19 protein-coding genes and 1 pseudogene are annotated in these 21867 nt (G+C 54.8%); 10 read left to right on the top strand and 10 right to left on the bottom strand.

Going from position 1 to position 21867, the window contains the following annotated elements:
• Positions 1–212 precede the first annotated feature (212 nt).
• From PGR79_RS02185 to dbpA, 7 genes are all read left to right on the top strand, one after another.
• The gene (locus PGR79_RS02185) at positions 213–1745 is read left to right on the top strand and encodes an ABC transporter substrate-binding protein (RefSeq protein ID WP_430920986.1); all 1533 of its coding nucleotides are present in this window, start codon (positions 213–215) and stop codon (positions 1743–1745) included.
• A gap of 24 nt (positions 1746–1769) precedes the next feature.
• A complete protein-coding gene (locus PGR79_RS02180; RefSeq protein ID WP_032711787.1) occupies positions 1770–2690 on the top strand; it encodes an ABC transporter permease in 921 nt (306 codons plus the stop codon).
• A 1-nt stretch (position 2691) separates the two neighbouring features.
• The gene (locus PGR79_RS02175; RefSeq protein WP_087859443.1) at positions 2692–3552 is read left to right on the top strand and encodes an ABC transporter permease; all 861 of its coding nucleotides are present in this window, start codon (positions 2692–2694) and stop codon (positions 3550–3552) included.
• On the top strand, positions 3549–4466 hold the full coding sequence (locus PGR79_RS02170; protein ID WP_430920984.1) for an ROK family protein: 918 nt from the start codon (positions 3549–3551) through the stop codon (positions 4464–4466). The genes PGR79_RS02175 and PGR79_RS02170 overlap by 4 nt, the downstream gene beginning before the upstream one ends.
• A gap of 552 nt (positions 4467–5018) precedes the next feature.
• On the top strand, positions 5019–6002 hold the full coding sequence (gene zntB / locus PGR79_RS02165; protein WP_045397470.1) for a zinc transporter ZntB: 984 nt from the start codon (positions 5019–5021) through the stop codon (positions 6000–6002).
• A 278-nt stretch (positions 6003–6280) separates the two neighbouring features.
• Complete coding sequence (locus tag PGR79_RS02160) at positions 6281–6472, top strand: hypothetical protein (protein WP_087859447.1); 192 nt, start codon at positions 6281–6283, stop codon at positions 6470–6472.
• Positions 6473–6486: 14 nt separating this feature from the next.
• Positions 6487–7860: an ATP-dependent RNA helicase DbpA gene (gene dbpA, locus PGR79_RS02155; protein ID WP_430920982.1), complete on the top strand. Its 1374-nt coding sequence runs from the start codon at positions 6487–6489 to the stop codon at positions 7858–7860.
• 47 nt (positions 7861–7907) lie between these two features.
• On the opposite strand, the gene ttcA is transcribed toward dbpA, so the two are convergent.
• From ttcA to nifJ, 7 genes and pseudogenes are all read right to left on the bottom strand, one after another.
• Complete coding sequence (gene ttcA, locus PGR79_RS02150) at positions 7908–8843, bottom strand: tRNA 2-thiocytidine(32) synthetase TtcA (protein WP_032711785.1); 936 nt, start codon at positions 8841–8843, stop codon at positions 7908–7910.
• A 48-nt stretch (positions 8844–8891) separates the two neighbouring features.
• A pseudogene (locus PGR79_RS02145) lies at positions 8892–9167 on the bottom strand (tyrosine-type recombinase/integrase); the annotation flags it as partial.
• Positions 9168–9196: 29 nt separating this feature from the next.
• On the bottom strand, positions 9197–9532 hold the full coding sequence (locus tag PGR79_RS02140) for a HigA family addiction module antitoxin (RefSeq protein WP_113373209.1): 336 nt from the start codon (positions 9530–9532) through the stop codon (positions 9197–9199).
• Positions 9533–9590: 58 nt separating this feature from the next.
• Entirely contained in the window at positions 9591–9887 is a 297-nt protein-coding gene (locus tag PGR79_RS02135) for a type II toxin-antitoxin system RelE/ParE family toxin (protein ID WP_113373210.1), read from the bottom strand.
• A 243-nt stretch (positions 9888–10130) separates the two neighbouring features.
• Complete coding sequence (uspF, locus tag PGR79_RS02130; RefSeq protein ID WP_015366316.1) at positions 10131–10565, bottom strand: universal stress protein UspF; 435 nt, start codon at positions 10563–10565, stop codon at positions 10131–10133.
• Positions 10566–10709: 144 nt separating this feature from the next.
• Positions 10710–11852: a porin OmpC gene (ompC, locus tag PGR79_RS02125; RefSeq protein ID WP_087859449.1), complete on the bottom strand. Its 1143-nt coding sequence runs from the start codon at positions 11850–11852 to the stop codon at positions 10710–10712.
• A 360-nt stretch (positions 11853–12212) separates the two neighbouring features.
• Positions 12213–15740, bottom strand: a complete 3528-nt coding sequence (gene nifJ / locus PGR79_RS02120) for a pyruvate:ferredoxin (flavodoxin) oxidoreductase (RefSeq protein ID WP_087859450.1) — start codon at positions 15738–15740, stop codon at positions 12213–12215.
• A 655-nt stretch (positions 15741–16395) separates the two neighbouring features.
• Between nifJ and PGR79_RS02115 the strand changes: the two genes are divergently transcribed.
• On the top strand, positions 16396–16662 hold the full coding sequence (locus PGR79_RS02115; RefSeq protein WP_032711780.1) for a putative hemolysin: 267 nt from the start codon (positions 16396–16398) through the stop codon (positions 16660–16662).
• A gap of 16 nt (positions 16663–16678) precedes the next feature.
• Here the strand turns inward: PGR79_RS02115 and hslJ are convergent, their stop codons facing one another.
• The 3 genes from hslJ to PGR79_RS02100 form a co-directional block, all read right to left on the bottom strand.
• Positions 16679–17101 (bottom strand): heat shock protein HslJ, encoded by a 423-nt coding sequence (hslJ, locus tag PGR79_RS02110; RefSeq protein ID WP_087859451.1) that lies wholly within the window; start codon positions 17099–17101, stop codon positions 16679–16681.
• Positions 17102–17226: 125 nt separating this feature from the next.
• Complete coding sequence (locus tag PGR79_RS02105) at positions 17227–18216, bottom strand: 2-hydroxyacid dehydrogenase (protein WP_015366323.1); 990 nt, start codon at positions 18214–18216, stop codon at positions 17227–17229.
• Between the two features lie 146 nt (positions 18217–18362).
• Complete coding sequence (locus PGR79_RS02100; RefSeq protein WP_430920980.1) at positions 18363–18863, bottom strand: DedA family protein; 501 nt, start codon at positions 18861–18863, stop codon at positions 18363–18365.
• Between the two features lie 186 nt (positions 18864–19049).
• On the opposite strand from PGR79_RS02100, the gene PGR79_RS02095 reads away from it, so the two are divergent.
• Together PGR79_RS02095 and PGR79_RS02090 are read left to right on the top strand one after the other, a co-directional pair.
• Positions 19050–21683, top strand: coding sequence for a YdbH family protein (locus PGR79_RS02095; protein ID WP_430920978.1), 2634 nt, complete (start codon positions 19050–19052; stop codon positions 21681–21683).
• On the top strand, positions 21680–21865 hold the full coding sequence (locus tag PGR79_RS02090) for a YnbE family lipoprotein (protein WP_213316211.1): 186 nt from the start codon (positions 21680–21682) through the stop codon (positions 21863–21865). The genes PGR79_RS02095 and PGR79_RS02090 overlap by 4 nt, the downstream gene beginning before the upstream one ends.
• The last annotated feature ends 2 nt before the right edge of the window (positions 21866–21867 follow it).

The raw sequence follows: 21867 nt of genomic DNA, 5'->3' as shown, positions 1-21867 counted from the left end.
TTTTTCTGAACATAATCGCGGACTGGCGCTTTAGCAATCAGTTTATTTTCAAAAATAACTAAACCATCACATATAAGTTAAATTTATTACCTAATTAAGCGTTAATCATGGCTAATATCACATTTATGGGACTCTGTTTTAGGTAAAAAGAAAACCTAATCGCAACATAACAGCCACAACTGGCGACATAACAGACAGGTAGGGGTTAACGGATGAAGGCAATTATGAATAAATATCGACTTGCCATTCTGGCAGGCTTACTGGCAGCCGGCGGAGCGACGGCGCTGCAGGCGGCAACGCTGAACGTGATGCAAAACGAACCTCCGCGTAGCATGGATCCGGGCGACCAAACCGCGACCTTTACCGATACCGTATTAAAACCGATGTATGAAGGTCTGGTGGATTTGTCGCCGGATTTCAAAATCGCCCCGGCGCTGGCTACCGCCTGGAAGGTCAGCGATGACGGTAAAGTCTGGACTTTTACCCTGCGTAAAAACGTCACTTTCCATGACGGCTCGCCGTTCAATGCCGATGCGGTAGTCGCCAATATCGAACGACATATCGACCCGAAAGGCGGACTGGCAGCCAGTTCGCGGATGCGCAACGTGATCGCATCCGTGAAGAAGCTCGATGATGACAACGTCGAGATTACGCTGAAAAAGGTCTATCCCTCTTTCCTCAATCTGTTGACCGGCGGCTCGGCGAAGATGGTGAGTCCGGCGGCGGCGAAAGCTGGCACCATTGGCCGGAAAGCGGACGGTACCGGCCCATATATGTTGCAGGAGTATAAAACCGGTGAATACGTGCTGGAGAGGAAAAACCCGAAATACTGGGGCGAGAATCACGGCCCGGATGAGATTAAGTGGACCTGGAGCGCGGAGCCGTCGGTGATGAACATGGCGCTGCTTTCCGGTCAGGTCGATGTGATTAACCCGGTACCGCCGCAGTTTGGTCTGCAGTTGAAAAGCAACCCGCAGGTGAAGCTGGAGCAGGGGCAGGGTGCATCCGTATTCTGGGTGGCGCTCAACGTTGAGCAAAAACCGCTAAATGATGTCCGCGTGCGTCAGGCGCTGAACCTGGCGACCGACAAAGAAGCGCTGCTGAAGGCGGTGATGTTTGGGTTTGCTTCTGCCGCCAACTCACCGCTGGCCCCGGTGAACGAAGGATATGATAAAACCCTCAACGACTATCCGTGGGATCTCAATAAAGCGAAAGCGCTATTAAAAGAGGCCGGTTATCCGCAGGGTTTTGAGATGAACATCGCCGTGCAGGGACCGGATGCGCGTACCGCGCAAATCCTGCAGGCGATGTGGGCCAAAGTTGGCGTCAAGCTCAATATCCAGCAGATGGAGAGCGGCGTCTGGAGCAAAGCGGCGTTTGCCCCGGCGGCGGAAAAGTTGGCCAACCGTACCGATGCGGTGCTGGCTTCCTGGTCTTCCGGGCTTAATGGATCTGATTTGCAGTTGCGCCCGCTTTACTATTCGCAGAGCGCCGCGCCGGCTGGGGCCAACCTCGGATTCTACCGCAACCCGCAGGTGGATGAGCTGTTAGACAAAGCGGCGACCACCATGGATGACAACGCGCGTATCGCCGAATATGTGGCGGCGCAAAAGGCCATTATGCACGACGCGCCGCATGTGATGCTCTACTTCCAGGACGATTTGTACGCCACCCGCGCCACCATTAAAGGCGTGCGAATGGAACCGGGCGGCGAAATTATCGTTACCGAAGCGCAAAAACCATAACGCTGGGGCCAGCGTGGAGTTGTTATGAAAGCTTATGTGATTAAAAAACTGCTTTCTTTGCCGCTGATCCTACTGGGGGCATCGCTGATTGTCTTTATGGCGATCAGAATGCTCCCCGGTGACCCGGCCCGCCTGATGGCCGGGCCGCAGGCCACCCAGGATGATGTCAGCCGTATGCATACGCGCCTCGGTCTGGACGATCCGCTGGCGGTGCAGTATGGCCATTTCGTTAGCGGAATGCTGAAGGGGGATTTTGGCACTTCGTTGAAGTCCGGCCAGCCGGTCTCCGCCGAAATGAGCGAGCGGGTTCCTTATACTTTAGGCCTGGCATTGCTGGCGTGGATGATGGCGGTGATCCTCGGCATTCCAATGGGAATGTGCGCGGCGATTTACCGCAATCATGTGGCCGACCATGTGCTGATGCTGGTGGCGATTGCCGGCGCGTCGATAGCCAATTTCTGGCTAGCGCTGATCGCCATGGATACCTTTTCCGTGAAGCTGGGTTGGCTGCCGCTACTGGGCGCCGAAGGCTGGAAAAGCTATATCCTGCCGTCGGTTTGCCTGGGGATTTTCCCGATGGCGGTGATGTCGCGGATGACCCGCTCGAGTATGGTTGACGTATTAGGAGAGGATTACATCCGCACCGCGCGGGCCAAAGGGCTGGCGCCGTTTCAGGTCTATTTCAAGCATGCGCTGCGCAATGCGCTGATCCCCATCGTGACGATTATCGCACTGAACTTCGGCAGCCTGATCGGCGGCGCGGTGGTGACCGAGTCGGTGTTTAACTGGCCTGGGATAGGCCGCTATCTGGTGGATTCGGTACGCTATCGCGATTACCCCGTCATCCAGGGAGTGACGATGATTACGGTGGCAAGCGTGGTGGTGATGAACCTGGTTGGCGAGATGATTATCGCCAGAATCAATCCGAAAATAAGGTTTGACTGATATGTCGGAAATTTCACTCGCCAAATCGCGCAGCGGCGTTCTCAGCGGCCTGCGTTGGGGGATGGAGCATCCCTCGCTGACCCTTGGCGGCATCATCGTCGCCTTAATCCTGGTATGTGCGCTCTTCGCGCCGTGGTTAAGCCACTACGATCCCTATGCGCAGGACCTGCTGAATATTCTCTCCGCGCCGTCGGCCGACCACTGGCTGGGCACCGATGACTATGGCCGCGATATCTTTTCCCGCACCATTTACGGCGCCAGGATCTCGCTGATTGAAGTGGTGGTCAGCGTGGCGCTGTCGCTACTGATGGGGCTGCCTCTGGGCATTATCGCCGCCCTGTGCGGTAAAAGTGTCGACCACCTGATTATGTGGGTGATGGATGTCATTTTCGCTTTTCCCGGCATCGTGCTGGCTATCCTGCTGGTCAGCGTCCTCGGCGCAGGGTTGATGAATATGCTGTTGGCGATCGCTATCTTCTCGGTGCCGGTTTACGCGCGTCTCAGCCGTAACCTTACCTTGGGCATCAAGAATATGGAGTACATGGAAGCGGCGCGGGCGCTGGGGATTGGCTACCGCCGACAGATAATTCACTACATTCTGCGTAATACCCTGGGGCCGATTACCGTGCAGGCGACATTGACCGGCGGCTCGGTGATCCTCGCCGCGGCTTCGCTCTCCTTCCTCGGCATGGGCGTGCAACCGCCGATGCCGGAGTGGGGGACAATGATGAGCGACGGGCGTAACTTCCTTGGCATCAGCCTGGGAATTTCGCTATGGCCGGGACTGGCTATTGTCTTTTCGGTATTGGGCTTCAACCTGTTGGGCGATGGCCTGCGTGATTTAATGGATTCGCGCCTATGAGTAACAGCGTGCTGTGTCTGGATATTGGCGGCTCCTTTATTAAAAGCGCGGTTTCTCCAGCGCCGGGGAAACTGGTTATGCCGCGCCAGCGGGCGATGCCGCTAAGCTCCTGGCCCGACTTCGTTTGCGCCGTGCAGGAGATTATCGCGCAATATGGCGATGCGATTAGTGAACAGAGTCCACTGGCGCTCTCCTGCGCCGGAGTGGTGGATGTCGCCAATGACCGTATTCTGTCGAGCAACATTCCGCCGTTCGCCGGTATTGATATTACCCAATCGCTGCAGGCTGAGCTTGGGCGTCCGGTGACGATGGCCAACGATGCGGACTGTTTTACCTTAGCCGAGGCGCGTTTCGGCGCGGCAAAAGATCTGCCGGTGGTGTTGGGCGTGATCCTCGGCAGCGGGATCGGCGGTGGGATTGCCATCAACGGTAATATTCTCTACGGCAATCAGGGGATCGGCGCCGAGTGGGGGCACGGACCCATTACGCGCACTCATCTACTGGGAATTGAGTTACCGCGGTTAACCTGCGGCTGCGGACAGCAGGGGTGTCTTGATACCCTTGGCGGAGCAAAAGGGATGCAGCGGCTGCACCAACTACTTAGCGGCCAGACGCTAAGCAGTGTCGAGATTGTAACGCGAGGCAAGGCGGGGGAAGAGACTGCGGTGTTGACCCTCGAAGTATGGCTCGATCTGGTAAGCGAACCGTTGGCCCATACGGTGAACATTCTCGGGCCGCATAAAATCGTCGCTGGCGGCGGGCTGGCGGGTGAAACGGCGTTGCTGGCGCGCCTTGATACAGCGTTGCGGGCAAAGATTCTGCTGAAGAGCGCTGAGCCACTACTGGTCGCCGGGCAATTTAGTCGCGAAGGGGGATTACTGGGGGCATCGGTGCTAGGCTGGGAAAAATTTTAGCCAGGAATGTGGCAAATCTGACGGAAGCTTCTAGGATTAGAGCCTATCCCAGTAGGCGTAATTGGCGCAGCCAGTTTGAACACGGACAGCGCGCAGAAACCGGAGCGTACACGTAGTACGTGAGGATTTCGAGCACTGCCCTGGTTCAAAATGGCAAGTAAAATAGCCCTAATGGGATAGGCTCTTAGTCTGCTTATAAAAATGGAGTAATACCCATGTGCACCAATTTACACGATAACGCCCGCCGCTATGCGGAAGAGAAAAAATGAACGCTTCCTGCTAATCCTGCCCTGCGCCCGCCCAGACGATGGCAAGGGTTAATACTGTGGATTAGCCGACGACTGATACGAACTAATAAGAACCCGCCAATGGCGGGTTCTCCCTTTCTGGCAGCCCAAACTACTTTTGTGCTGTTGTGCCATTAGCGTCATTAAAACGGTATGCTGCCTACTTGTTAGGCGATTGCGACGATTGCGGGAGGCGAAATTCAGCCGAATAGCGTACCTTATGGATTATTCACGCTTTTTACAGGCATGCATTAATGGAGGTTCAGTGGACGCGATTAAGGGCTCGGAGCTGAAAGTGCCGGACGCCATCTTTGCATGGGTGCTCGACGGGCAGGGCGGCGTAAAGCCGCTGGCTGATAACGATAATATCGATAAGAGCAATCCCTGCTGGCTACATCTCAATTATACCCATACCGACAGCGCCGACTGGTTAGCCGCCACGCCGCTGTTGCCGAATAACGTTCGTGACGCGCTGGCCGGGGAAAGCACTCGTCCGCGGGTGACGCGCATCGGCGATGGCGCGCTGATTACCTTGCGTTGTATCAACGGCAGCACCGATGAACGCCCCGATCAACTGGTGGCGATGCGTCTGTATATGGACGAGCGGCTGATTGTCTCTACCCGTCAGCGCAAGGTGCTGGCGCTGGATGACGTGCTGGGCGATCTGCAGGAGGGCAACGGGCCGACGGATTGCGGCAGCTGGCTGGTGGAAATCTGCGATGCGTTGACCGATCACGCCAGCGAGTTTATCGAACAGCTGCATGACCGGATTATCGACCTTGAAGATGACCTGCTCGACCAGCAGGTGCCGCCGCGCGGATTTCTGGCGCTGCTGCGTAAGCAGCTCATCGTGATGCGCCGCTATATGGCTCCCCAGCGCGATGTCTACGCCCGTCTTGCCAGTGAGCGCTTGCCGTGGATGAGTGACGATCACCGTCGCCGGATGCAGGATATTGCCGACCGTCTTGGACGGGGGCTTGATGAGATTGACAGCTGTATTGCCCGTACGGCAATCATGAGCGATGAAATCGCGCAGATTATGCAGGAGTCGCTGTCGCGACGGACTTACACGATGTCGTTGATGGCGATGGTTTTTTTGCCCAGCACCTTCCTGACCGGGCTGTTTGGCGTCAACCTTGGCGGTATCCCGGGTAACAGCTGGCATCTTGGTTTTTCGATATTTTGCGTAATGTTAGTCGTTCTAATCGGTGGTGTTACCTGGTGGTTACATCGTAGTAAATGGTTGTAAGAAATTGTCTTTTCAGGCGATTTTGCCGCTGAAACCCCGGCAATATTTGAGCGAAATCAATAAACCATCTACCCATTCAGGGCAATATCTCTCTCGCAGGTGAATGCAACGTCAAGCGATGGGCGTTGCGCTCCATATTGTCTTACTTCCTTTTTTGAATTACTGCATAGCACAATTGATTCGTACGACGCCGACTTCATTGAGTCGGCTTTTTTTTTGCCCTCTGCCAGCTAACTTCTACGCTTAAAGAATAGTCCTGTAAAGAGAGGGGATAAACTATGCGTAACCTGGCGCTTTCCTTGCAGTCGATACCCATCGGCCCTGAGCCCAACGACCCGGTGCCCGTACCCGATCCGCGGCCCCGTCCGCACCCGCTTCCCGACCCGCCGCCGGACGATGATCCGATTAAATTGTCGCATCAAGAGCGGAGATCTGCGAGGATACGCGCCTGCAGATTGTCCGCCCTTTAATGCGAGAAAACATTGTGACCGCTTTTTCAACACTGAACCTTTTGCCCGAAGCTCAACTGAACAACCTTAACGAACTGGGATACCACGCGATGACGCCGGTGCAGGCCGCCGCATTGCCGGCTATCCTGGCCGGGAAGGATGTGCGCGTACAGGCGAAAACTGGCAGCGGTAAAACGGCGGCCTTTGGTCTGGGATTGCTACAGCACGTTGACGCCGGTCTGTTCCAGACCCAATCACTGGTGCTGTGCCCGACCCGCGAACTGGCGGATCAGGTCGCTGGCGAACTGCGTCGCCTGGCGCGCTTTTTGCCAAATATTAAAGTATTAACCCTCTGCGGCGGCCAGCCTTTCGGCGCCCAGCGCGATTCCTTACAGCACGCGCCGCATATTATTGTCGCCACGCCTGGCCGCCTGCTTGACCACCTGCAGAAGGGGACCGTATCGCTGGACGCGTTGCAGACGCTGGTTATGGATGAAGCCGATCGGATGCTCGATATGGGCTTTAGCGACGCCATCGATGAAGTGATTCGTTATGCGCCAGCTTCGCGCCAGACCTTACTGTTCTCCGCGACCTGGCCGGAAGCTATTGCCGCAATCAGCGGGCGGGTGCAGCGGGATCCGCAGACGATTGAAATCGATAGCGTTGATGCGCTGCCGTCTATTGAACAGCAGTTCTTCGACGTTTCGCAAAGCGGTAAAATCAAGCTGCTGCAAAAATTGCTCAGCCAGCATCAGCCGGCTTCCTGCGTGGTATTTTGTAATACTAAGCGTGATTGTCAGGCGGTGTGCGATGCATTAAACGCTGCCGGCCAGAGCGCGCTGTCGCTGCATGGCGACCTGGAGCAGCGCGATCGCGATCAGACGCTGGTGCGTTTTGCCAACGGTAGCGCCCGCGTGCTGGTCGCCACCGACGTGGCGGCGCGCGGGCTGGATATCAAATCGCTGGAGCTGGTGGTTAACTTTGAACTGGCGTGGGATCCTGAAGTTCACGTTCACCGTATCGGGCGTACCGCGCGCGCAGGCGAAAGCGGCCTGGCGATTAGTTTCTGCGCGCCGGAAGAGGCGCAGCGCGCTAACATTCTTGCCGAAATGCTGCAGATCAAACTCAACTGGGTTAACGCGCCGGCGGGTAATCATATTGCGCCGCTGCAGGCGGAAATGGCGACCCTGTGTATTGATGGCGGCAAAAAGGCGAAAATGCGTCCGGGCGATGTGCTGGGGGCGTTAACTGGCGATATGGGGTTTGATGGCGCGGATATCGGTAAGATCAATGTTCATCCCGCGCATGTTTATGTCGCTATCCGTCAGGGCGTGGCGCAGAAGGCGTATAAGCAGCTGCAAAACGGCAAGATCAAAGGCAAGTCCTGCCGTGTACGTTTGCTGAAGTAAGGGCGGCAAGTGACGGTCTCCGGCGCTTGCCGGAGACGTGTTGCCTGTTATTTTACTTCAACCACATTCAGACGCAGTTCATCTAACTGAGCGTCTTCTTCTTCCGGCTGCCAGCCCGCAGGCTGCAGCGGGATCTCTTCGCGGTCAAAGGCCAGATCGCCGCCGTCAACCACCGCAGAACCGTGTGTGATGGATTTAAAATCAAACAGATTGACGTCGCTCAGGTGCGACGGCACCACGTTCTGCATTGCGCTAAACATGGTTTCGATACGGCCAGGATAGCGTTTATCCCAATCGCGCAGCATATCGGCGATCACCTGACGCTGCAGGTTAGGCTGGGAGCCGCACAGGTTACAAGGAATAATCGGGAAGCCTTTGGCCTGCGAGAAGCGTTCGATATCTTTTTCGCGGCAGTAGGCGAGCGGGCGGATAACGATATGTTTGCCGTCATCGCTCATCAGTTTCGGCGGCATACCTTTCATTTTGCCGCCGTAGAACATGTTGAGGAACAGCGTCTGCAGAATATCGTCGCGGTGATGGCCGAGCGCGATTTTGGTTGCGCCCAGTTCGGTCGCCGTACGGTAGAGAATGCCGCGACGCAGACGAGAACACAGTGAGCAAGTGGTTTTGCCTTCCGGGATTTTCTCTTTAACGATGCCGTAAGTGTTCTCTTCGACGATCTTGTACTCAACGCCCAGCTGTTCCAGATAGGCCGGCAGAATGTGTTCCGGGAAGCCCGGCTGTTTCTGATCGAGGTTAACGGCCACCAGCGAGAAAGAAATAGGCGCGCTTTTCTGCAGGCTACGCAGAATTTCCAGCATGGTATAGCTGTCTTTGCCGCCGGAAAGACAGACCATAATGCGGTCGCCATCTTCAATCATGTTGAAGTCGGCGATCGCCTCACCGACATTGCGGCGAAGACGTTTCTGCAGTTTGTCGATATTGTATTTTTCTTTCTTTGTAACTTGCTGATTATCTTGCATTATTAACGTTCTCTGAAACTAAAAGGGGCATATAGAGGGCAAAATGATTTAAAGCCCAAGCCGGGATTTCAGCATTGAAACCTGGTCGCCGTTCATCTCTTCAATCCATGTACTGTAAACTTCGTACACCATCTGCGTGTTTTCATGCCCCATCTGATTGGCTATAAAAGACGGGTTAGCGCCAGCCGACAGGAGCCAGCAAGCGAAAGTATGCCGCGTATGGTACGGATTCTTGCGGCGAATACCAGCGCGTTTTACTGCAGACTGCCAACGGCTTCCTGGACTGTTGTTTGAGTAGTGCGGTTTTTGCTCGCCATTATGAACTGCCCGCAATTAAGCGGGCTCGCGTGGAATCAGGCGACTTTCTTATCAGCTTTGCTGGCGATAAATTTGGAGACGGGAACAATGCGGCTAAATTCTTCCTGCGCGCGGGTGTCATTTTCAACCTCCCACAAATCCACCGCCGCCTGAAGGTTAAGCCAGAAATCAACGGTGGTATCGAAGGCTTTAGACAAGCGAAATGCCATATCAGTAGTGAGTTTGCGGTTGTTGTTAACTAATGCACTTACACTATTACGATGCACATGTATCATTTCCGCAAGTTGGTTGATTTTCAAATCTAGCGGCTCCAGGTATTCATACAGCAGGATGTCACCTACGGTAGTTGGTTTTCTGGTTGCCTGTTTCATAGTATTCCCTTGAGGTTTTTGAGTTTCAAAAGGTGCCAGCTGCAACTGGCATCCTTATTTAGTACTTGTGTGGATCCAGGTAAAGGTCTTCCGCTTTACCATCCACCCACTTAAATATTAAGCGGTACTGCTGGTTAATTCTGATTGACGAATAACCTTCCAATTTGCCGTTTAGCTCTTCATATCTATTGCCAGGTGGCGATCGTAAATCCAGATAGGTAGTGGCAGCATTGATGATATCGAGCTTGCGGGCTAGCGTGGTATGTATGTCTGGAGGAACTTTTTTATGTGGCGCCGAGTGTAAAAAAAATTCTTCCAACCATACATCACGGAAGCTACCTATGTGATTCTGCATTCCATTTAAGCCTCCCTGATCCTTTATGTGGATATTGTAATGCACTCATGCACAGTGCGCAAGTGCGCAAGTGCGCTTTAATCTTCTTCAGATTACAGGTTGAAAAGCAGATCACTTATTGTGAAGGAGCGTTTGCTGGTGGGGTTGTAGGTATTCCTGCAAAAGAACCATGCACCTCCGACATACTGAATATGTCACTCGAGAGGTAGAATGCGTAAAGCCCGCCGGGCGGCGGGCTTGGGATTACCTAACGACCAGCACCGAGCACTCGGCATGGCGCACCACCGCTGCGGCGTTAGAGCCGAGCAGATAGGTAGTAATGTCCGGGCGATGCGAAGCGATAATGACCAGGTCGGCGGGCAGCGATTTAGCCAGCGCCAGAATCTTATCTTTTGGCGAGCCCTCGGCAACATGGAAATGCATTCTGTCTTCCGGAATGGCGAAGCCTTTTGCCAGCTCACGCAACTGTGCTTCCGATTCGGCGCGCAGTTCATCCATAGCCGGTAGTTCAGCGGTATAGGCCATACCCAGAGAGGCGTAGTAGGGTAGCGAAGGGATAACGGTGAGGAAATGCACCTGCGCGTCATCGACGCGTGCTTCGGATTCAACGTGGCGGATCACACGTTGAGTAAATTCTTTATCAGAAATATCGATGGGTACCAGAATCATTCTACTCATAAAACCTCCTGTTTTAATAACCACCAAAACAGTATGCCATCAGGATTGAGGTTCTACTATAGCGTGAATCACAAATTGGTACGACAACTGGCAATTTATTGTTGGTTTAAGTGAAGCGCCCGCCGTGAACGGCGGGCGCAAGCATTAGAACTGATATACCAGACCCAGTGCTACGATATTGTCGGTAGAAATACCGTTGTCTTTATAGAAGTCGTCATTGCCGTCGAGCAGGTTGATTTTGTAATCAACGTAGGTAGACATATTACGGTTGAAGTAATAGGTCGCGCCGACATCCATATATTTAACCAGATCTTGATCGGCATACTGACCTTTGTAAACCAGATCTTTACCTTTGGATTGCAGGTAGGAAATTGCCGGACGCAGGCCGAAATCGAACTGATACTGTGCGGTTACTTCAAAGTTCTGCGTTTTATTAGCAATGGTGCCGTTCTGATTGCCGTACGGCGTCATGTTACGGGTTTCTGAATACATGGTCGCCAGATAGATGTTGTTCGCATCATATTTCACGCCTGCGGTCCAGGCATCGGCTTTATCGCCGCCCGCGGTAGACTGATGGGTCTGTTCGTTGGTGCGGTCAGAAGAACTGTAGGCCGCGCCGAGGCTGACGCCCATACCTAAATCATAGGTAGAGGAGATACCGAAACCGTCGCCGTTGGAGTTTTTCACGCTGCGGCCATCGCCGTTAGCGGTTCCTTCCTGGCTGGCGGAAGAATTAAATTCATGGCTGGCTTGGTTTTCGTTTTTACCCTGATACTGGAGCGCGAAGTTCAGGCCGTTAACCAGACCGAAGAAATCGCTGTTACGGTAAGTTGCGACACCGTTGGCGCGGCCGGTCATAAAGTTGTCGGACTGGGTATAAGAGTCGCCGCCGAACTCTGGCAGCATATCGGTCCAGGCTTCTACGTCGTACAGGACGCCGTAGTTACGGCCATAGTCGAATGAACCGTAGTCGCCCGCTTTGATCCCGGCGAACGCCAGACGAGTCCACGCCTGATCGCCAGAGCTTTCGGTGTTGTTGGCCTGAACGTTGTATTCCCACTGACCATAGCCGGTGAGCATATCGTTAATTTGCGTTTCACCTTTAAAGCCGAAGCGCAGGTAGGTCTGATCGCCGTCTTTACTGGAGTCGCTGGAGAAATAATGTAAACCGTCTACCTTGCCGTAGAGATCTAATTTGTTGCCATCTTTATTATAAATTTCTGCCGCGTGAGCAGCGCCGGCAGCCAATAATGCCGGGATAACCAATGCCAGTACTTTTCTTTTCATTTGGATATTCCTTTAACTTTTTTGTTTTAACTTCCTGGGTGGAAGTACGGCCATGCTAAAGGAGCGCATTCTGATATGATAAGTATCAATTGTTACAATATAAGTAAATTCTAAAGCAAATAAATATACGGTAATGATAATTTCCAGCGTGAATGTTTGGGGGTGATATATATAAAATAAAAATTATACAATATAGGTTGAATATCGTATTCTGCCTGCGTTATATGCCTTTATTGTCATTGAGAATTTATATTATTGCCGTCTCATTCATATTGAATGATTAATTTGTCGGAAAATGACAAGCCCGAATAGATTTACTATTCGGGCTTTTTTTATAGCGCCAGATTTCCGTCAGCCGGTTTAGCTTTCGGTTGTCGGTTTCTCCGCTTTACCTGCCAACTGGGCCAGGAAGTCATAGCGTTTTTGTAGATCGGCGGCCGCGTCTTTCCACAACTGCTCGGCCACTTCCGGCTGCTGGGCGTTAAGGCGGCGGAAGCGTTGCTCATTAAGCAGCGTCTCAGCCAGCGCGTCTGATGGCGGGCGTGAGTCCAGCGCCAGCGGCAGCTTGCCTTCATCGGCGCGGCGCGGGTCGAAGCGATACAGCGGCCAGAAGCCGGTGGCCGTTAGCTGACGCATCTGGTCGTGGCTTAGCGCCAGGTCGTAACCGTGCTCCTCGCACGGGCTATAGGCGATAATCAACGAAGGGCCCGGATAGGCTTCCGCTTCCTGAATGGCTTTCACCGTTTGGTTAAGCTGCGCGCCGAGCGAAATCTGCGCCACATAGACATGACCGTACATCATCATGCTCACGCCGAGATCTTTGCGTGCCTTACGTTTGCCGTGCTCGCCAAATTTGGTGACCGCGCCGAGCGGCGTCGCCTTCGATGCCTGCCCGCCGGTGTTGGAGTAACACTGGGTATCGAGTACCAGGATATTGACGTTTTCCGTCAGGCTCAGCACGTGGTCAAGGCCGCCAAAGCCAATATCATAGGCCCAGCCATCACCGCCGATAAGCCAGACCGACTTCTCGACTAACGCATCCGCATCGGTGAGCAGCTCTTCGGCCCCGGAGACGCCCGTCAGCGCCTGACGCAGCTCGGCTACCTGTTCGCGGCGCGCTTCCGGCGTCGCTTGCGCATGTAGCGCGGTATTTAGTTCAGCCGGGAGTTTATCGGCAAATTCACTCAACAACCGCATCACACGCTGGCGGTGTTGGTCGACGGTTAAGCGGAAACCCAGGCCGAATTCAGCGTTATCTTCAAACAACGAGTTGGCCCACGCCGGACCGCGACCGTTAGCATCAGTGGTATAAGGCGTTGAGGGGAGGTTGCCGCCGTAAATGGACGAACAACCGGTGGCGTTGGCAATCAACATCCGATCGCCATACAGCTGGGTCAACAGTTTGATATACGGCGTTTCGCCGCAGCCCGAGCAGGCGCCGGAGTATTCAAACAGCGGACTAATCAGCTGCGAGGTACGAATATCAATGCGCTCAAGTTTCGTGCGATCGATTTCCGGCAGGTTGAGGAAGTAATCGTAATTGACTTTCTCTTCTTCGACGTGCTCAAGGCGCGACATCATATTGATGGCCTTGATGTCCGGATTCTGGCGATCTTTCGCCGGACACACTTCAACGCACAGGTTGCAGCCGGTGCAATCTTCCGGCGCGACCTGCAGAACGTATTTCTGCCCGCGCATATCGCGGGATTTCACATCCAGCGAGTGCAGGCTGGCTGGCGCGTTTTCCATTTCTTGCGGAGCGACCACTTTGGCGCGGATCGCCGAATGCGGACAGGCGGCGACGCAGTGGTTGCACTGGGTGCACAGCTCCTCCTTCCAGATAGGGATCTCTTCGGCGATGTTGCGTTTTTCCCAACGGGTGGTGCCCATGGGCCAGGTACCATCTGGCGGCAGCGCGGAGACCGGCAGCGCATCGCCAAGACCGGCAAGCATCGCTGCGGTGACGGTTTTGACAAAGTCCGGCGCGGCATCGGAGACCACTGGCGGACGGTTGGGGCTACTGGCGTTAACCGGCTGCAGCGGCACTTCCGCCAGCGATTCGCGGGCCAGCGCCAGCGCCTGCCAGTTGCGTTCCACCAGCTCCTGGCCTTTGCTACTGTAGCTTTTGGCAATCGCGCCCTGTAGCTCGGCCAGCGCGCTGTCGCCCGGCAGGATTTGGGTTAAATGGAAAAAAGCCATCTGCATAACGGTGTTGATGCGCGCGCCAAGGCTGCACTCGCGGGCGATTTTCGCCGCGTTGACCACATAAAAACGTGCTTGCTTTTGATTCAGCGCGGCCTGTACTTCCTGTGGCAGGCGCGACCATACCTCATCAGCGCTGTAGGGCGTATTGAGCAAGAAAATGCCGCCGGGCTTCAACCGTTCGACCATCTGATATTTGTCGATAAATTGCAGCTGGTGGCAGCCGACGAAATCGGCCTGCGAGATAAGGTACGACGAACGGATCGGTTTTTCACTGACGCGTAGATGCGAGACGGTCAGGCCGCCGGCCTTCTTCGAGTCATAGACAAAATAGCCCTGTGAGAACCACGGCGTGGAATTGCCAATAATCTTGATATTGTTTTTGGTCGCTGAGACGCTACCGTCGCTGCCGAGGCCGTAAAACAGCGCTTCCAGCTTCGCTTCCGCCGGTAGCGTATTTTCCGCCAGCGGCAGCGAAAGGTTCGTCACATCATCGTAAATGCCAACGGTAAAGCGGGGTTTTGGCTGTGCGGCCTGTAATTCATTAAAGATAGCCAGCACGCATTCCGGGCCAAACTCTTTGGAGGAGAGGCCATAGCGGCCGCCGATAGTACGCGGTAGCGTTTCGCGCTCGCCGCGGTTGAAGGCTTCCGCCAGCGCGGTCATCACGTCGAGGTACAGCGGTTCGGCAAGCGCGCCGGGTTCTTTGGTGCGATCCAGTACGGCAACCGCGCGGGCGCTCTCCGGCAAGGCCTGCAGTAGATGCGCGGCGGAGAACGGCCGATAGAGGCGAACTTTCAGCACGCCGACTTTTTCCCCACGGCTCAGCAGTTCATCAACAACCTCTTCACAGGTACCGATAGCGGACCCCATGATGACAATAACCCGTTCCGCCTGCGGATGGCCGTAAAATTCGAACGGTTTGTACTGACGACCGGTTGCGGCGGCGAAATCATTCATCGCCGTTTCTACGTGCTCATATACCGCGTCGTACCAAGGGTTGGTTGCTTCACGGGACTGGAAATAAGTGTCCGGGTTGGCTGATGTACCGCGAATGACCGGATGCTCTGGATTAAGGGCGCGTTGGCGATGCTCGGCGATTTTATCCTGCGGCAGCAGGGAGCGAATGGTGTCATCCGCCAGCGGCGCGATTTTGTTGATTTCGTGCGAGGTGCGGAAACCATCGAAGAAATGAATAAACGGCACGCGGCTTTGCAGCGTGGCGATATGGGAAATCAGCGCGAAGTCCTGCGCTTCCTGGACGCTGCTGGCGCACAGCATCGCGCAGCCGGTCTGGCGCACGGCCATCACGTCGGAATGATCGCCGAAAATTGATAGTGCGTGAGTGGCGACGGTACGGGCGGCGACGTGCAGGACAAAGGGCATCAACTGGCCGGCCAGTTTGTATAGCGTTGGGATCATCAGCAGCAGGCCCTGCGATGACGTAAAGGAAGTGGAAAGGGCGCCGGTCTGCAGCGCGCCGTGCACGGCGCCGATAGCCCCAGCTTCCGACTGCATTTCGACCACGCGGGGGACATCGCCCCAGACGTTTTTCAGCCCATCGCCAGACCAGGCATCGGCCTGCTCCGCCATCGTTGAACTGGGCGTAATCGGGTAGATGGCGATAACTTCACTCGTGCGAAACGCGACTGAAGCGACCGCGCCATTACCGTCAATCGTAATCATAAGAAGACACCCTTACATTGCGCAAAAAGAAGGGACTCGTGAAACGGCGACGAGTCCTGTTGTTATTTCCATATTTTAGCAAACGCCCGCCGCGACCATTTTCGCATTTGTGTCCTTGGGAATGTCCTTATCTATGTTTGGATCAATTTTTTGGCGGAAAAACAGAAAAGTGGCTGGCCAGAGGGCTCAAAAGGTAGTGACGGATACCGGCGATGCACCACTTAAATAAAGCAAAATATATTTTTAAATTTAATAGCTTTTAGCCAACCGGCAATCGCATGCTATTTATTTGCTGCGGTGAATTCCCCTCTGCGGCGGAGCGTTCAGTTCAGTCTCCTGTTGGCGAAAATTAGCACGCGAATTAGTTCGAACTGGCTAATTCACCGGGAGGCACCCGGCACCGCAATCACCATCAGCAAACTATGCTGCCCGGTCGCTGCAAGCGTGATTTTTTCGTCGGGAAAATATTTCGGGCTGGGATAAAAGCCGCGCGGGGGCTGCGCTTTGCCTGACGAGATCAAGCTTTAAGCGGAAAATTTGCTAGAAAATGTTAATGAGGCGCATAAATACGTATTTCGCCTCTCGACGACAGGCGCTGCGCTGCCTATTATTCTTGAGTTTGTTTATTCTAAGATGTTTCTGAAAGGGGGAGAGAATGCGAGCTGCGTTTTTAGTGGGGTGCGCTGCGTTATTACTGTCGGCTTGTAGCAACGAGCCGGTGCAACAAGCCACTGCGGCACACGTACCGCCCGGCATGCGCGCGGCGATGAGCGACAGCGGCCAGGCGAATTGCGCGATGGTTGGCGGTTCATTATCCGTTGCCCGCCAGCTTGATGGCAGCGCTATTGGTATGTGCGCGCTACCGAATGGTAAACGCTGCAGCGAGCAGGCATTAGCGGGCGGAAGCTGCGGAAACTACTAGTACGCAAGGCGTATCGCTACATTAAATCGGCGAGTTTATACACCAGCGATTGGTCGGCGGTCGCCAGCGTGAGCTGATTCTCCGTCAGATCGACCTGCGCGCCATCGCGCAGCATTTTGCTGAGGGTATTATCCAGCGCGTTCCGCTGTGGATCCGCGCACAGCTTACGCGTCATCGCCAGCTGTTCAACTTTTAGCTCGCCGTCTGACAGTTTGCCCTGGCCGCTGAAGCCGTTGCACATCGTGCCTGACACATACATTTTTTCGCCGAAGCTAATTTCCGGCGGCGGCGTCTGGCTTGCCGGTAGCGCCTGGCCGTTAACGCTGGTCAGCACAAAACGATGATGTTGTAGTTGTTCGGCGTTGGTAGAAACTTTGCTGTTGTATACGCAGCCCGATAGCAGCATGCCCGCCGCCAGCAGTGCAGCAAACTTATTCATTCGTACTCCAAAACATTTGTCATATCAATAAAACGAAAAACAGTGTAACTGTAATGCAGGCAGGATCTGTGGGGATTGTCTGAATGTGCCCCCCGCTAGCGGGGAGCACAAAAGGGGAAAGATACTTAGACCAGCGCGTTCGGGCAGGTTTCGCCTTTAGCAACCTGTTGCAGATTACCCAACGTTGTTTCGGAAATACCGATCAGTGCCTCAGCCGTCAGGAACGCCTGGTGACCGGTAAACAACACGTTGTGGCAGGCGGAGAGCCGGCGGAACACGTCATCCTGGATGACATCATTCGATTTATCTTCAAAGAACAGATCGCGTTCATTTTCATACACGTCCATTCCCAGCGCGCCGATTTTCTGATGCTTCAGCGCGTCGATAGCCGCTTGTGAATCGATAAGCGCGCCGCGGCTGGTATTAATGACCATCACGCCGTCTTTCATCTGATCAAACGCCGCCTGATTGAGCAGGTGATAGTTTTCGTTGGTAAGCGGGCAGTGCAGAGAGATGACGTCGGACTGCGCGTACAGCGTCGGCAGGTCGACATATTCAACGCCGAGATCCAGCGCCGCCGCGCTCGGGTAGGGATCAAACGCCAGCAGGCGCATACCGAAACCTTTGAGGATCCGCAGCGTCGCGACGCCGATTTTACCGGTGCCGATCACCCCTGCGGTTTTGCCGTACATGGTGAAGCCGGTCAGCCCTTCCAGCGAGAAGTTGGCATCGCGGGTACGCTGATAGGCGCGGTGAATGCGACGGTTCAACGACATCATCATACCGATGGCGTGTTCAGCAACGGCTTCCGGCGAGTAGGCCGGGACGCGCACGACGCGCAGGCCCAGCTCTTTAGCCGCATCAAGATCGACGTTGTTAAACCCGGCGCAGCGCAGCGCGATGTATTTCACGCCGTGGGCTTTTAGCTCTTCCAGCACCGGGCGGCTGCCGTCGTCGTTAACGAAGATACATACCGCTTCACAACCATTGGCCGTTTTCGCGGTCTTTTCGGTCAGCAGGAAGTCAAAAAATTCCAGTTCAAAGCCGTATGCGTCGTTAACATGCTGCAGATACTTTTTATCGTACTGCTTGGTACTATAAACAGCGATTTTCATAAGGCTTTCCTCTAGTGATAATACCGTCACGGTAGCATAATTAAAATAATCTTACAAATATTAAAAATTAGTTTAATCATCAGGTTATGATATTAATTCTAGAGCATATCGCAGTCTTAAGAAATCTCTTTAAAAGACAATACGTTTCACCAAAAACTGAGGCTGAATGCCCCCGGCGCCAGCAGGATAAATGGCCAGAGTAAACCCGATGCCACATTGGCAACCTGGAAACGCCATAGCGAGGTACCGCTGGCGCCGGTGACCAGCGGTAACGTTGCGCGCAGCGGCGACAGAAAGCGGCCAAAGAATACTGCCCAACCGCCGTGACGGCGCAGGAATAGCTGGCTGCGCAGTACTCGCTCGGCATTGAGCCAGCGCAGACGCGGCAGATGATGCTGATAGCGACGGCCAATTTGCCATGAGAGCCAGAATCCGCCGATTGCGCCCAGGCTGGCGCTTAGCCACATTAGCAGGAAATGACCGATGCTGGTTGACGCCAGCGCCCCGAGCACCAGCAAACCGGAGGTGCCGGGGATCACAAAAGAGATGAGGGCGCAGGATTTACTGAACGTCAGCAGAAAAACAATCAGTAATACCAATGAATAGTGGCTCTGCGCGCGTTCGATCAGCGAGATAATGAGCTCCACGGAATAACGGCTCCTTATTACCTGTTTTTCCAAGTGTCGCAGGCACAATTTAAACGAAGTCTAAATAGTTATTCAGCAGAAATGAGTGCGACTATCCTTAATCAGGACGTTAACTTTCACTCGCGGGTCGAACGTGCCACAATAGGCGCCTATCGGCTTTTACTTAGAATCAGGATTTGACTGCCCATGAAGGGTAAATATAAAGCCGCTCTTGCGCTGTTATTAGCTCTAATTTTGCTGCCGTTGGCCCTGCTGGCCACATTAACGCATTGGGTTCCGACGCTGGCGGGTATCTGGCTGCCGGTCGGCACGCGTATCTCGCTTGGCGAAAGTCCGCGCCTGACGCGCTCCTCGTTGATTATCCCCGATTTACGCTACCTGGTGGGCGATTGTGAAATTGCTCGTGTCAGCAACGCGCGCCTTACCCGTCCCAGCCGCTGGCGGCTACACCTGAGTGAACTGGATATCAATAGCGCCTGCCTGGCTAAGGTCCCCGCCAGCGAGCCGCTCTCCGGCGCGCCGCGAACCCTCGCCGAGTGGCAATCGATGCTGCCGTATAGCTGGTTAACTATCGACAATCTGCGCCTGTCGCCGTGGGAAAAATGGCAGGGGAAACTGGTGATGTCGTTGACGCCTGGGCAGCAGGATATCGGCTATTCCGGCAAAGAGGTTACGCTACAGGCGAAACTGCGCGGCCAGACCTTAACGGTCAGCAATTTCAGCGCGCGGCTGGTGGAAGATCAGGCGCCGGTTAAGCTGGTCGGTGAATTCGAAATGCCGCTGGTGCCGGATGGCCTACCGGTCGATGGCCATCTGGTCAGCACCTTCGAATTCCCGCAAACGCCGGGTCTGGTGGATGCGGAACTGGAATGGCAGAAAAACCGTGGTCAGCTGCTGGTCACGCCGCGTGGCGAGGTTGAGCCGATGCTCGACCTGCCGTGGGAGATAACCCCTGAACGTATCACCATCAGCGATGGGCGTTGGAACGCGGTGTATGCCGGCTATCCGCTTAGCGGGCGGGTTGCGCTATCGGTTGGCGACTGGCAGAAAGGCACCGAAGAGATGGAAATCAGCGGCCGGCTCAACGTGTTAACGCACGGCGAAGCGGGTAAGGGGAACGCCGTGTTGAATATCGGCCCAGGTAAGCTGAGTATGGACCACAGCGACATGCCGCTTAGCCTGACCGGCGAAGCCAAGCTCGACGATATGATTTTTTACGCTGTGCTGCCCGCTAAACTGAGCGGCCCGCTGATGACGCCAGAGCTGGCTTTTCATCCCGGGGCGCTGCTACGCTCGCGCGGGCGGGTGATCGACTCGCTGAATATCGATGAGATCCGCCTGCCGTTGGCGGGGGTGAAAGTGACTCAGCAGGGAGTGGATGGCCGCCTGCAGGCGATACTGCGCGCCCATGAACAGGAAATGGGCGATTTTACCCTGCATCTGGATGGGCAGGCCGACAACTTTATGCCCGACCGCGGTCGCTGGTCGTGGCGTTATTGGGGCGATGGTCACTTTACGCCGATGCAGGCGCGCTGGGATGTGAAAGGCGCCGGTGAGTGGCGGGACAGCGCCATTATCCTTAACAGCCTGTCGACCGGGTTCGATAAGCTACAGTACGGCACCATGCTGGTCAGCACGCCGCGCCTGACTCTCGATAAACCCATTCACTGGCTGCGTAATGAGCAGCATCCGAAATTTAGCGGCGCGTTGTCGCTGGATGCCGGTAAAACCACCTTTAGCGGCGGCAGCGTGTTGCCGCCGTCAACGCTCAAATTTAATATTGATGGCCGCGATCCGACCTGGTTCCTGTTCAACGGCTCATTACACGCGGAGAAAATCGGCCCGATTCGTCTGACCGGGCGCTGGGACGGCGAACGCCTGCGTGGCCAGGCATGGTGGCCGAAACAGGCGCTAAGCGTATTCCAGCCGCTGATCCCGCCGGACTGGAAAATGACCCTGCGTGAAGGTGATATGTATGCGCAGGTAGCATTTTCCGCGGCAGCCGGGCAGGGCTTTGAGGCCGGTGGGCACGGGGTCTTAAAAGGCGGTAGCGCCTGGATGCCGGACAACCAGATCAACGGCGTCGACTTTGTTCTGCCGTTCCGCTTCAGCGGCGGGAGCTGGCAGCTCGGTACCCGCCGCCCGGTTTCGCTGCGCATTGGCGAAATCGTCAACCAGTTTACCGCCAAAAACCTGAGCGCCGATCTCCAGGGAACATGGCCCTGGAGCGAGCAGGATCCGCTGGAGTTGAGCAACGTCAATGTTGATATCCTTGGCGGCAAGCTGACCATGCAGCAGCTAAGGATGCCGCAGCACCAGCCGGCGCTGCTGCGTCTGCAGAATATCTCCAGTAGTGAATTAATCAGCGCCATCAAGGTAAAACAATTTGCGGTCTCTGGCGCGTTTAACGGCGCGTTACCGCTATGGCTGAACAACGAGAAATGGATCATTAAAGACGGCTGGTTTAGCAACCCCGGCCCGATGACCATGCGTCTGGATAAAGACACCGCCGATGCGCTGGTGGCCGATAATGTCTCCGCGGGCGCGGCGATTAACTGGCTGCGCTATATGGAGGTCTCGAAATCCTGGACGCGTATCAACCTTGATAATCTTGGCAAGCTGACGATGAGCGCGGCGATTAGCGGCACCAGTCGAGTGGACGGAAAAAGCAGCACCGTGCATTTAAACTATACCCATGAAGAGAATATTTTCGATCTGTGGCGCAGTTTGCGCTTCGGCGATAATTTGCAGGCATGGCTTGAGCAGAATGCGAAACTGCCTGCCCCGCGCTGTACGGATACATGTAAGGAACCAAAATGATAAAACTGTTCACCGCGGCGCTGGCGACCCTGCTGCTGGCAGGCTGTACGCCGCGTATTGAAATCGCCGCGTCCAAGGAGCCGATCACCATCAATATGAATGTCAAAATTGAGCATGAGATTCATATTAAGGTGGATAAGGATGTCGAAAATTTGCTGAAGTCGCGTAGCGATCTGTTCTGAGG

Origin of the sequence: Klebsiella sp. 141161, assembly GCF_050600815.1 — a bacterium.
Classification (GTDB): Bacteria; Pseudomonadota; Gammaproteobacteria; order Enterobacterales; family Enterobacteriaceae; genus Klebsiella; species Klebsiella aerogenes.
This window is presented reverse-complemented; position numbering and strand designations above follow the sequence as displayed.

What these genes read in the sequence shown, in the direction of transcription:
- PGR79_RS02135 (WP_113373210.1), bottom strand. Translation starts at nt 9,887, where the DNA reads ATGCAGAATCACATAGGTAGCTTCCGTGATGTATGGTTGGAAGAATTT.
- PGR79_RS02170 (WP_430920984.1), top strand. Translation starts at nt 3,549, where the DNA reads ATGAGTAACAGCGTGCTGTGTCTGGATATTGGCGGCTCCTTTATTAAA.
- PGR79_RS02140 (WP_113373209.1), bottom strand. Translation starts at nt 9,532, where the DNA reads ATGAAACAGGCAACCAGAAAACCAACTACCGTAGGTGACATCCTGCTG.
- hslJ (WP_087859451.1), bottom strand. Translation starts at nt 17,101, where the DNA reads ATGAATAAGTTTGCTGCACTGCTGGCGGCGGGCATGCTGCTATCGGGC.
- uspF (WP_015366316.1), bottom strand. Translation starts at nt 10,565, where the DNA reads ATGAGTAGAATGATTCTGGTACCCATCGATATTTCTGATAAAGAATTT.
- PGR79_RS02115 (WP_032711780.1), top strand. Translation starts at nt 16,396, where the DNA reads ATGCGAGCTGCGTTTTTAGTGGGGTGCGCTGCGTTATTACTGTCGGCT.
- PGR79_RS02105 (WP_015366323.1), bottom strand. Translation starts at nt 18,216, where the DNA reads ATGAAAATCGCTGTTTATAGTACCAAGCAGTACGATAAAAAGTATCTG.
- PGR79_RS02090 (WP_213316211.1), top strand. Translation starts at nt 21,680, where the DNA reads ATGATAAAACTGTTCACCGCGGCGCTGGCGACCCTGCTGCTGGCAGGC.
- nifJ (WP_087859450.1), bottom strand. Translation starts at nt 15,740, where the DNA reads ATGATTACGATTGACGGTAATGGCGCGGTCGCTTCAGTCGCGTTTCGC.
- PGR79_RS02180 (WP_032711787.1), top strand. Translation starts at nt 1,770, where the DNA reads ATGAAAGCTTATGTGATTAAAAAACTGCTTTCTTTGCCGCTGATCCTA.
- ttcA (WP_032711785.1), bottom strand. Translation starts at nt 8,843, where the DNA reads ATGCAAGATAATCAGCAAGTTACAAAGAAAGAAAAATACAATATCGAC.
- PGR79_RS02095 (WP_430920978.1), top strand. Translation starts at nt 19,050, where the DNA reads ATGAAGGGTAAATATAAAGCCGCTCTTGCGCTGTTATTAGCTCTAATT.
- PGR79_RS02185 (WP_430920986.1), top strand. Translation starts at nt 213, where the DNA reads ATGAAGGCAATTATGAATAAATATCGACTTGCCATTCTGGCAGGCTTA.
- PGR79_RS02175 (WP_087859443.1), top strand. Translation starts at nt 2,692, where the DNA reads ATGTCGGAAATTTCACTCGCCAAATCGCGCAGCGGCGTTCTCAGCGGC.
- PGR79_RS02160 (WP_087859447.1), top strand. Translation starts at nt 6,281, where the DNA reads ATGCGTAACCTGGCGCTTTCCTTGCAGTCGATACCCATCGGCCCTGAG.
- ompC (WP_087859449.1), bottom strand. Translation starts at nt 11,852, where the DNA reads ATGAAAAGAAAAGTACTGGCATTGGTTATCCCGGCATTATTGGCTGCC.